This window comes from Methylobacterium sp. WL9 (assembly GCF_008040035.1).
In the GTDB taxonomy this organism is placed as follows: domain Bacteria; phylum Pseudomonadota; class Alphaproteobacteria; order Rhizobiales; family Beijerinckiaceae; genus Methylobacterium; species Methylobacterium thuringiense.
Map to the genome: position 1 here is coordinate 23699 of NZ_VRVE01000045.1, position 9925 is coordinate 33623.

Here is a 9925-nt window from a genome sequence, read left to right on the forward strand (position 1 = left end):
TTCGCCGTGCAGCGTGGTCGAATTACGCCGATTTCCCGCCGGAAAGTGCTCAGGCCGGAACGGCGCGCCGCGAACGCTGGATTGCCCAAGCCCCGCCCAGCACCGCGAACCAGGCCGGCGAGACCAGCAGCGCCATCCGGGTATCGCTCTCCAGCGTCAACAGCACGAGGATGAAAGCGAAGAACGCAAGGCAGACATAGGACATGACGACGCCCATGGGCATCCTGTAGGCCGAGCGGGCGTGCAGTGCCGGCCTGGTCCGGCGGTAGGCGAGATACGAACACAGGATGATCGCCCACACGAACATGAACAGCACGGCCGAGAGCGTGGTGACCAGCGTGAAGGCGGTGCCGAGATCGGGCACGAGGTAGACCAGCAGCACGCCACCGAGCAGACAGAGCCCGGTGAAGTAGAGACCGTTCGAGGGCACACGCTGCGACGACAGCTTGCCGAAGGCGGCCGGCGCATCGCTTTTTCCCGCGAGGCCGTAGAGCATGCGGCTCGTCGAGAAGATGCCGCTGTTGGCCGATGAGGCCGCCGAGGACATCACCACGAGATTGACGAAGGCCGCCGCCGCCGGCAGCCCGGCCAGCACGAACAGCTCGACGAAGGGGCTCTTGTCGGCGCTCAGCGTCTTCCAGGGCGTCACCGCCATGATCACGGCGAGGGCGCCGAGATAGAACAGCAGGATGCGGATCGGGATCGCGTTGATGGCGCGCGGCAGGGTCGTCTCTGGATCGCGCGTCTCGGCCGCCGTGGTGCCGACGAGCTCGATCCCGACGAAGGCGAAGACCGCGATCTGGAACCCGGCGAAGAACCCGGAAATTCCCGTCGGGAACAGCCCGTCTCGGGTGATGTTGGCGAGGTCCGCCTTCGCCCCCGAGGGCGCGGTGAAGCCGGTGGCGACCAGCGCGATGCCGACGAAGATCAGCGCCAGGATCGCGACGATCTTGATCATCGCGAACCAGAATTCGAGCTCGCCGAAGGCCCGCACGTTGACGAGGTTGAGGCTCAGCAGCAGCCCGACGCAGACCAGCGCCGGGATCCAGCTCGGTAGGTCGGGAAAGAAGAACTTCGCGTAGGCCGCTATGGCGACGACCTCGGCGATGGCCGTCACGATCCAGCAGAACCAGTAGGTCCAGCCGGTGAAGAAGCCGGCCCAGGGCCCGAGAAGGTCGTCGGCGAAATCCGTGAAGGACTTGTAGGCGAGGTTCGAGAGCAAGAGCTCGCCGAGCGCCCGCATCACGAAGAACAGCATCAGGCCGATGATCAGGTAGACCAGCAGGATCGAGGGGCCGGCGACCGAGATGGTCTTGCCCGAGCCCATGAACAATCCGGTGCCGATGGCGCCGCCGAGCGCCATCATCTGGATATGGCGGTTTTCGAGACTGCGTTCGAGACCTTGGCCCGAGCCCGTCGTCCCGCCAGTGTGACCCCTGCCCGCCATTGCCGTCCCCCGCCCAAGCTCGGCCCTGGAGGGAGGTTGTAGCGAGGGTGAAGGGGCACAGGAAGCGGGAACGCGCGCCCCCGGCGCAAACACCGTGTCGCCGTGAAACCGCATCCGTAATTTGAGAAAGCTCCGATTTTTAGCCGGAATAACTCCCGGATCTATCGGTACGGGGCGCGATATATGGCAATCGGATTCAGATTTTTACAGTTTGCAATTCCAACTGTCTAATTTCGCCGATGACATCGGCGCCGGATATTTGTGATGTATCCCACGACACGGACTTCCTGCCGGATTTCGACCTGCTGCTGCCTCTTTGTCGTTGCCAGATGAAAGCGGGCCAGCGCGAGGCCTGCCGGGAGGCTCAGGCCGCCAGCGCCAGCGCCGTCACGACCCGGTCGCGACCGGCATCCTTGGCCCCGTAGAGCGCGGCATCGGCCCGGCGCATCAGGTCGTCGAAGCTGCCGGCCTGGCCCGGCTGTGTCACGGCGACTCCGGCGCTGACGCGGATTTTCAGGCGCGGATAGGCGGCGAGCGCGATCTTGGCGATGGTGGTGCGGACCTGCTCGGCGGCCCGTGCGGCCGCTTCCGCCTCGCAACCGACGAGGACGCAGGCGAATTCCTCGCCGCCCATGCGTCCGAGCAGGGCGCCCGCCGGCAGCACGGCGTTGGCGGCGTGGCCGAAGGCGAGGAGCACGCCGTCGCCGACGGCGTGACCGTAGGTGTCGTTGATCGTCTTGAAGTGATCGAGATCGAACAGGATCAGCGCCACCGGCTGGACCCGGCCTCCGAGATGGATCTGCGTCCGGCCGACGAAGGCGCGCCGGTTGGCGAGCCCGGTGAGGGAATCGGTCTCGGCGGCGAGGCGTTGCTTCAGCTCGGCCCGTTCCTTGGTCATCGCCATGAACACGAACGCGATGGCCATCGTGAACAGCACGCCGGCGAAGCACAGGATGGCGAGCCAGGGAGAATCCTGCGAGCGCGTCGAGGGCGGCAGCGGCGCGAACACGGCGAGTGGCACCCGCACCCAATAGAGCAGCGCATAGGCTGCCATCAGTACGATCGCCGACCAGCGAGAGGCCAACGGCTCGCGACGCCCGCGCCAGATCTCCCCGGCGCAAAGGGCGCAGAAAAGCCCGGCGACGGAGGAGGCGAGCATGATGCGGGCCGCAAGCGAGCCGTAGAAGGCCGGCACCAAGCAGGCGGCGCCCCAGAGCACGCCACCGGACACCGCCACGAGATAGGCCGGCTTCCGCCCTTCGAAGGCGCGTACCCCGCTCCAGATCAGGCCGTAGGCCGCCAGCATCATCGCATTGCCGAAGCCGACGGAGAGGCTGTCGGGGATGCTGTTGCGCAGGCAGAGCAGCGCCGAAGCTCCTGCTCCGCCGAGATGTGCGACGCCCCAGATTGCGAGCGCGCGCGTCCGCCGGGACTGCCCCCACGACAGCAGGAAGAGCACGCCGACCATGAAGGTCACGACCACCGTCATCAGGAAGAGGGTCGGCGTATCGAGACGCATCCGGCGCGGCCTGTCCGTTGCACACCGACCATGGGCGGTCCGTTGCCGGGATTGTTGTTCCTCAACAGCGAAGAATGCGTTTACGCAACGTGAGATTGGCGGGGTTTCACCATCTGTCGGTGAATTGGCCAAGAAACAGCTATTGAAGGTTGAGGCGTCGCAGGGGCTCGAACCGGCCTCACGGCGCGGCAAAGGCGTTGGCGGCTCTATCCCGCAGGGCGGTCGATCCGACGAATCAGGCAGGTTGCGACCGCGTAGGTAACGCTCGACCCTTGCGCCTCGAAGGTGCGCAACGCCCGTCTCAGGGCACCGGGGGAGCGGATCACGGCGCGATCGGCCGGCGTTTGAGCGCCGATCGTCCTGAGTGCGCGCAGGAAGGCCGCGCCGTCCTCATGGTCCTCGTGCAGGGTGTCGAGCCGGATCTCGGTGAGGCAGCCCGCGAAGCGCATGTTTCGTAACGCAGGGATGGTCGGATAGGCCGGTGTCGCGACGATTCCGTGTGAGCCTCCCTGAGCCTGCTCCCACTCGCGAAAGGTGCCGGCGGCGAGCGTCGTGACGGCGAGGAGGCCGTCCGGCCGCAGCAGACCGGCGAGCTGTTCGAACGCACCCTCCAGATCGACGAACCACTGCGCGGCAAGGCTCGACACGATGAGATCGAACCCCGGATTCACGGCGGGGCGCTCGCCGTCCATCACTGCGAAGCGAAGGCCGTGGGCCGGCTCGATCCGCATCCGGCAGCGCGCCAGCATCGCCGGGGCGATGTCGGTGACGAGCATCGAGCCGGTTGCCACACGCTGGCGCAGGGCCTCTGTCAGCAGTCCTGTGCCGCAACCGATCTCGAGCGTCCGGGGCGACGGCGCCAGCGGCTCGTCGGCGATGGTCGCGGCGAGGCGTTCGGCCACGCTCGCCTGGATGATGGCGGCGCGGTCGTAGTCCTGCGCACGATCGAAGGCCCGCGCGACGGCCTGTTTCCACGCGGTCATGTTTTTTCGAGATGTCGGTGGCTGGCGCCGGCCTATCCCGCTCCAGCCATCCGCTCAAGCTCCGGGTATCATCGCAGGATGGCGCCGGTGCCATAGGCGCTCCCGCGATCGGCCGCTTCGCGGCACGCCGTTACCCGTCGTTCAGCGGGTGCAGGTCGCGGACCATCCCCTTGAGGCGGTCGTCGAGGACGTGGGTGTAGATCTGCGTGGTCGAGATGTCGGCGTGTCCCAGCAATTCCTGCACGATACGGAGATCCGCACCGTTGCGCAGCAGGTGGCTGGCGAAGGCATGGCGCAGTACGTGCGGCGAGATCCGGTCCTCGCGGATGCCGGCGGCCGCCCCCGCCACCTTGAGGTCGCGCGCGAAGGCCTGCCGGGTGAGATGCCCGCTCTCGCTGTCGGCGGGAAACAGCCAGGGCCCCTCCCCCGGCACATGGGCGAGATGCTCACGCATGGCCTCGCGGGCGACGTCGGTGAGCGGCACCAGCCGCTCGCGGCCGCCCTTGCCCTTCACCACGAGGAAGCGCTCGCGGGTCGAGGCCGCCGAGCGCGGCAGAGCGATCAGTTCCGAGACGCGCAAGCCCGTGGCGTAGAGAAGCTCCAGCAGGCAGAGCAACTTGTTGGCTTTGGCCACGTCGATGCGGCTCTCGGCGGCGGCGACACGCGCGCGGGCGACCGCCAGCAATCCGTCGACCTCGGCGATCGAAAGCACCTTCGGCAGAGTCTGAGCCCGCCGTGGCCCGGCGACCGGCGCACTCGGATCGGCCTCCGAATATCCTTCCGCGTAGAGGAACTTGTGGAAGCCGCGGACGCATGAGAGCCGCCGCGCAGCCGAGGAGGCCTTCAGACCACGGGGTTCGAGATCGGCGATGTAGGCGCGCACCGTCGCGGCTTCGGCTTCGGCAGGATCGATGCCCGCGTCCGAGAGATACCTGAGATAGTCGTCGAGGTCGCGCCGATAGGCCGCCAGCGTGTTGGCCGCGGCACCGCGCTCGGCCGCCAGCATGTCGAGATACGGCTGCGCGGCGTCCGCCGGCAGCGCTTCCGTAGCAACTTCAGCCCGCGTGCCCGCCGAGGGAGCCGCCGCCGGGCGCCTGCCTGGCCGTGACGCTCCCGGACGGATCGGGCTCACTTGTTGCCCGGTTGGAGTTTCGAATTCGGAATGGACACGCTCATCTCGCGCTGCGTCGGCTCGACGAAGGTCGCCAGGGCGAAGACGGCTGCGAAGATCGCGCCCGCGATGATGGCCAGGATCGCGAGGAAACGGAACAGGGACGGCACGTCGTGCGAACCTTTCGGACGAACTCACCATCGCGCCCGGCAGAGCCGGTTGCGCGTTTCGGACCAGGGAGTTCTGGTCCCATGCGTCGCCCGGGAAGGCAAGGTCCAGGAAGCCACAGCAGAGCTTGGCGAGGCGCTTCGCCCGCTCTCGAAAACCGTCTATGACCGCCGAATGACCGACCCTGAGGCCACGGGCTCAGATGCCGAAGACCCGATCGAGGCGCGCATCCGCCGCGCCCTCGGCGCGCGCTCCATCGTGCTCGTCGGCCTGATGGGCGCCGGCAAGAGTACGGTCGGGCGACGGCTCGGCAGCCGCCTCGGCCTGATGTTCAAGGACGCCGATTCCGAGATCGAGGCCGCCGCGAACCTCACCATCACCGATCTTTTCGCCATCTACGGCGAGGCGAGTTTTCGCGAGGGCGAGGAGCGTGTGATCTCCCGGCTTCTGCGCCAGGGTCCCATGGTGCTCGCCACGGGCGGTGGCGCCTTCATGCGCGAGACGACCCGCGAACGGATCACCGAGAGCGCCGTTTCGGTCTGGCTTCGGGCGGAGCTCGACGTGCTGATGCGGCGCGTGAAGAAACGCAACACGCGTCCCCTGCTGCAGACGGCCGACCCCGAAGCCACGATGCGCGAACTCATGGCGGTGCGCCATCCGGTCTACGGGCAGGCCGACGTCATGGTGCTCTCCCGCGAGGTCTCGCACGACCGCGTGGTGCAGGACGTGCTGGAAGCCCTCGACGTCTGCCTGAACCCGCCGGCCCACCGCGTCGCCGCGCAATAGAGGGTGCTGCTTCTTCAAGGAAGCAGAACGCTCTAGGTTCTTGTTATCGCATGATGTTTTCGGAAAACCGGATTTTGCTTTCCCGCATCATTGTATAGGCCATTCGGGCCAGTGAGTTGAGAGAATGAGCGAACGCTTGATCGTCCACGTGCCCCTCGACCAGGGCCGCGACTACGACATCGTCATCGGCCGCGGGCTGCTCGACGAAGCCGGTGCGCGGATCGCGGCGCTCGGCGGCAGGGCGGCTGCCATCGTCACGGACGACACGGTTGCCGCCCTCTATTCCGAGCGCGTCCGGGACGCGCTGGAGGCGGCGGGCCTGCGCTCGGGCATCGTCAGCGTCACGCCCGGCGAAGCCTCGAAAAGCTACGCGACCTTCGCCCAGGTCTGCGACGGCCTGCTCGGGCACCGGATCGAGCGCGGCGATCTCGTGGTGGCGCTCGGCGGCGGCGTGGTCGGCGACCTCGCCGGGTTCGCGGCGGCCTCGCTCCGGCGCGGGGTGCGCTTCGTCCAGGCGCCGACGAGCCTGCTCGCCCAGGTCGATTCCTCCGTCGGCGGCAAGACCGGCATCAATTCGCCCCTCGGCAAGAATCTGATCGGCGCCTTCCACCAGCCGCGCCTCGTGCTGGCCGACACCGGCACCCTCGATACCCTGTCCGCGCGCGAGATGCGGGCGGGCTATGCCGAGGTCGCCAAGTACGGCCTGATCAACGATTCCGGCTTCTTCGACTGGTGCGAGACGAATTGGTCCGGCATCTTCTCCGGCGGACCGGAGCGCGATGAGGCGGTGGCGATCTGCTGCCGCTCGAAGGCCGGCGTCGTGGTGCGCGACGAGCGCGAGGACGGAGAGCGCGCCCTGCTCAACCTCGGCCACACCTTCGGACACGCCCTGGAGCGCCTGACGGGCTACGATTCGGCCCGGCTCGTCCATGGCGAGGGCGTCGCGATCGGAATGGCCCTCGCCTTCCGGTTCTCGGCGCGTCTCGGCCTCTGCCCGGGACAGGATGCGGGCCGCGTCGCCAACCACCTGGCGCTGGCCGGCCTGCCGACGCGGCTGGCCCAGGTGCCGGGTGGATGCGGTGACGCGTCGGCACTTCTCGACGCCATGGCGCAGGACAAGAAGGTGCGCGAGGGACGACTGACCTTCATCCTCGCCCGCGGCATCGGCCGGAGCTTCATCGCGCCCGGCATCGATGCGGCCGACGTCCGCGCCTTTCTCGATGACGAATTGCGGGACGTCTGACGTCGCGAGCGATCCGCTTCAGGCCGGCACGGTCGACAGCTTCAGCAGTGCTGCGATCAGCGGCTGCGCCGATTCCATCACGGTCTCGACGCGCGTCGTGATGCGCAGATCCGGCACCCGAGGAACCTCGTAGGGCGACGAGATGCCGGTGAAGTCGGGGATGCTCCCGGCGCGCGCCTTCTCGTAGAGGCCCTTTGGATCGCGCTCCTCGCAGACGGCGAGCGGCGTATCGATGAACACTTCGAGGAACGGGATGTCGCCGGCTGCGAGCCGCGCGCCATCGCGCTCCGCGCCGAAGGGCGAGATCAGCGAGACGATGACGATGAGCCCGGTCTCGGCCATGAGGCGGGCGACCTCGGCAGCACGGCGAATGTTCTCGGCCCGGTCCTCGGCGCTGAAGCCGATATCGCGGTTGAGGCCATGGCGGAGGTTGTCGCCGTCGAGCACCATGCTGTGCCGCTTCTGGCTGGCGAGCGCCCGATCGACAGCGTTGGCGATCGTCGATTTTCCCGATCCCGAAAAACCCGTCAGCCAAGCGATCGCAGGCCTCTGGCCGAGGAGCGACCACCGCGCCTCACGCGGCTGGAACGCCTGCCATGTCAGGTTGCTGCTCGGCACGAAATCCTCTGGGAACGTCGATCTGACGGTTCGCTTCCCTCGCGGCCCGCCGAAAAGGCGAGTGTGAAGACAACATAACGGTCGAGCAAGCGTTCGACGGGAAGGCGGTCGCGTCGATCAGCATCGATTTCGATGCGTTCCGTTCGGATGATCGATAGGTACGAATCGTGTGGTGGAGGCCGTCACGGGCGATCGAGCGCCGCGCGCGTGACGGCGTCGGCGCCGATATCGACGCAGCCCTTCATGCCGAGCGCCTCGGTCAACCGGAACCGGGCACGGCTCACCCGGCTCTTGATGGTACCGACCGCCACGCCGCAGATCTCGGCCGCTTCCTCGTAGGTGAAGTTCTGCGCACCGACCAGGATCAGCGCCTCGCGCTGGCTGTAAGGCAGCAGGTCGAGCGCCTCCCGGAATTCACGAAGCTCGAGACGAACCTCCTGCTCGGGCAGGCTCGTGAGCTTGCCTGCCATGACGTCGTCGGCGTCCTCGACCTCACGCTTCTTCTTGCGCTGCTCCGAATAGAACAGGTTGCGCAGGATGGTGAACAGCCAAGCCGTGAGGTTGGTGCCGCGGGTAAAACTGTCGGCCTTCACCCAGGCCCGCATCAGCGTGTCCTGGACGAGATCGTCGCTGCGATCGAGATCGTAGGTCAGGGAGAAGGCGAAGGCCCTGAGCGCGGGAATCGCTCCGAGAAGCAGATCCCGCATCTCGGAATCGGCCCCGAGCGGTGTGCCGGTCGGCATGACCATCGCGGCTGCGGTCCGGGTCATCATGAGCCCTCACTGTTTTTCGATGCGGCGGCCAGTTCGTCGATGAGCCGCGTGAACCTCTCGGGGAGTGGCTGGTCGAGGACGCTTCCGTAGAGGAGACGGAGGTTGCGCCCTATGCGACGGCGGTCGTCGGCGCCGATGCCGCCAGTGAGCATCCCGGCCGTATCCGGGCCGGATTTCGGTCTATCGGAAGGGGTGGCCCCCTCGCCGTCGCGCCGATCGTCGCTCATCATTCCCCGTCATCATCCCTGCCGCGCGGCCCTGGCCGGTACCGGGAGTGCAGTCGCCCTGAGAGGGATTGCGCTCCAGCCGGACGCGGCTTTTGCTGAGGAGGCATGTGATAGAGAGCAGCGATTTAACCGGTTCTGAAGTATGTATTCAGTTGGCCTTCAATAAGCAGAAACCGTTCGGAAACATGAAAATCCGCAGCTTATAGCCAAGCTTCGTTGAGACCTGCGCATTGAAATCGGAACGTTGCCTTCATCGTACTTCCCGCAGGAGCCGATCGCCTTCGAGGAACCTTCGTTTCATCCAGGCACAGGCCGGAAGCTCCAGCGCTGCTCTTCGTGCCCGGAACGATCGACGCCGATCTCGTCACCAGAGTCCCACGCATCTCCCCAGCTCAACCGGCGCCGCGATGGCGAACGCCGTGGAGACCATCGGGGTCGGAGACACCTTCGTAGGCGTCTTCACCGTAATCCTGACCGAGGGTACTGCCTTCACCGGGCGGTTCGGGTTGGCGGCCTGACGTTTCGCCTGCCCATGCCAGGAAACCCGCGCCAGCCTCCCGACCCGCCAGAAGATTGGCAGGGCAGTGCTCGATCGCCTGCATCGCCCACGGAGACAGTTCGCACCGGCTTGCATGGGGCGGAAACGGCTGGTAGCCCAATGGCCCGATGCCGGTTTAGCTCAGCTGGTAGAGCAACCGCCTTGTAAGCGGTAGGTCGCGAGTTCAAGTCCCGCAACCGGCACCACTCTATCCCCTTCGAAAGACAAGGCTTTTCGATTCCTTGAATGTCGCTCGTAAGCCTCTTTGAGGGCCGTGGTTACACGGTGGTTACAGAGTGGGTCGCGACGAGGAATCGAGGACGGTGGCGCGTGGCGCCGGCTCAGAATGGCAGCTTCCTCTCTCAAGCTGGCGCTTCCGTACCGGTTTCATTGCTTGAAGCAGTTTTCCCTGTGCCAGCCGAGGAAATGCGGATGCGGTCTGTCGTGCGGCCTCAAGGGTGTGAAGGCTCGACCGGTCCGATTGATGAAACCGCGGATCCCATCGGGGTCGT

At 66.6% G+C, this 9925-nt stretch carries 10 protein-coding genes, 1 tRNA gene and 1 pseudogene; 3 read left to right on the forward strand and 9 right to left on the reverse strand.

Annotation, left to right across the window (positions count from 1 at the left end; translation table 11 throughout):
• Window positions 1-49: 49 nt before the first annotated feature.
• From cycA to FV217_RS13995, 5 genes are all read right to left on the reverse strand, one after another.
• Complete coding sequence (cycA, locus tag FV217_RS13975; RefSeq protein WP_147817786.1) at window positions 50-1447, reverse strand: D-serine/D-alanine/glycine transporter; 1398 nt, start codon at window positions 1445-1447, stop codon at window positions 50-52.
• Window positions 1448-1811: 364 nt separating this feature from the next.
• Complete coding sequence (locus FV217_RS13980) at window positions 1812-2966, reverse strand: GGDEF domain-containing protein (RefSeq protein WP_147817787.1); 1155 nt, start codon at window positions 2964-2966, stop codon at window positions 1812-1814.
• 206 nt (window positions 2967-3172) lie between these two features.
• Complete coding sequence (locus FV217_RS13985) at window positions 3173-3949, reverse strand: methyltransferase domain-containing protein (RefSeq protein WP_147817788.1); 777 nt, start codon at window positions 3947-3949, stop codon at window positions 3173-3175.
• Window positions 3950-4079: 130 nt separating this feature from the next.
• On the reverse strand, window positions 4080-4988 hold the full coding sequence (locus FV217_RS13990) for a site-specific tyrosine recombinase XerD (protein WP_281407169.1): 909 nt from the start codon (window positions 4986-4988) through the stop codon (window positions 4080-4082).
• An 89-nt stretch (window positions 4989-5077) separates the two neighbouring features.
• Window positions 5078-5230 (reverse strand): histidine kinase, encoded by a 153-nt coding sequence (locus FV217_RS13995; RefSeq protein ID WP_147817789.1) that lies wholly within the window; start codon window positions 5228-5230, stop codon window positions 5078-5080.
• Window positions 5231-5402: 172 nt separating this feature from the next.
• Between FV217_RS13995 and FV217_RS14000 the strand changes: the two genes are divergently transcribed.
• The gene (locus tag FV217_RS14000) at window positions 5403-6014 is read left to right on the forward strand and encodes a shikimate kinase (protein WP_147817790.1); all 612 of its coding nucleotides are present in this window, start codon (window positions 5403-5405) and stop codon (window positions 6012-6014) included.
• Window positions 6015-6138: 124 nt separating this feature from the next.
• Entirely contained in the window at window positions 6139-7257 is a 1119-nt protein-coding gene (aroB, locus tag FV217_RS14005) for a 3-dehydroquinate synthase (RefSeq protein WP_147817791.1), read from the forward strand.
• A gap of 18 nt (window positions 7258-7275) precedes the next feature.
• Here aroB and cysC read toward each other — a convergent pair whose 3' ends face one another.
• The 3 genes from cysC to FV217_RS14020 all read right to left on the reverse strand — a co-directional run bounded on the left by cysC (window position 7276) and on the right by FV217_RS14020 (window position 8878).
• A complete protein-coding gene (gene cysC, locus FV217_RS14010) occupies window positions 7276-7875 on the reverse strand; it encodes an adenylyl-sulfate kinase (protein ID WP_147817792.1) in 600 nt (199 codons plus the stop codon).
• Window positions 7876-8057: 182 nt separating this feature from the next.
• Complete coding sequence (locus tag FV217_RS14015) at window positions 8058-8645, reverse strand: sigma-70 family RNA polymerase sigma factor (protein WP_187272554.1); 588 nt, start codon at window positions 8643-8645, stop codon at window positions 8058-8060.
• A complete protein-coding gene (locus FV217_RS14020; protein WP_147817793.1) occupies window positions 8645-8878 on the reverse strand; it encodes a NepR family anti-sigma factor in 234 nt (77 codons plus the stop codon). Before FV217_RS14020 ends, FV217_RS14015 begins: the two co-directional genes overlap by 1 nt.
• A 665-nt stretch (window positions 8879-9543) precedes the next feature.
• Between FV217_RS14020 and FV217_RS14025 the strand changes: the two genes are divergently transcribed.
• A tRNA-Thr gene (locus FV217_RS14025) sits at window positions 9544-9619 on the forward strand.
• Between the two features lie 181 nt (window positions 9620-9800).
• Here the strand turns inward: FV217_RS14025 and FV217_RS23450 are convergent.
• Window positions 9801-9925 (reverse strand): annotated as a pseudogene (locus tag FV217_RS23450) (restriction endonuclease); the annotation flags it as partial.

What these genes read in the sequence shown, in the direction of transcription:
- cycA (WP_147817786.1), bottom strand. Translation starts at nt 1,447, where the DNA reads ATGGCGGGCAGGGGTCACACTGGCGGGACGACGGGCTCGGGCCAAGGT.
- FV217_RS13980 (WP_147817787.1), bottom strand. Translation starts at nt 2,966, where the DNA reads ATGCGTCTCGATACGCCGACCCTCTTCCTGATGACGGTGGTCGTGACC.
- FV217_RS13985 (WP_147817788.1), bottom strand. Translation starts at nt 3,949, where the DNA reads ATGACCGCGTGGAAACAGGCCGTCGCGCGGGCCTTCGATCGTGCGCAG.
- FV217_RS14000 (WP_147817790.1), top strand. Translation starts at nt 5,403, where the DNA reads ATGACCGACCCTGAGGCCACGGGCTCAGATGCCGAAGACCCGATCGAG.
- aroB (WP_147817791.1), top strand. Translation starts at nt 6,139, where the DNA reads ATGAGCGAACGCTTGATCGTCCACGTGCCCCTCGACCAGGGCCGCGAC.
- FV217_RS14015 (WP_187272554.1), bottom strand. Translation starts at nt 8,645, where the DNA reads ATGACCCGGACCGCAGCCGCGATGGTCATGCCGACCGGCACACCGCTC.
- FV217_RS14020 (WP_147817793.1), bottom strand. Translation starts at nt 8,878, where the DNA reads ATGATGAGCGACGATCGGCGCGACGGCGAGGGGGCCACCCCTTCCGAT.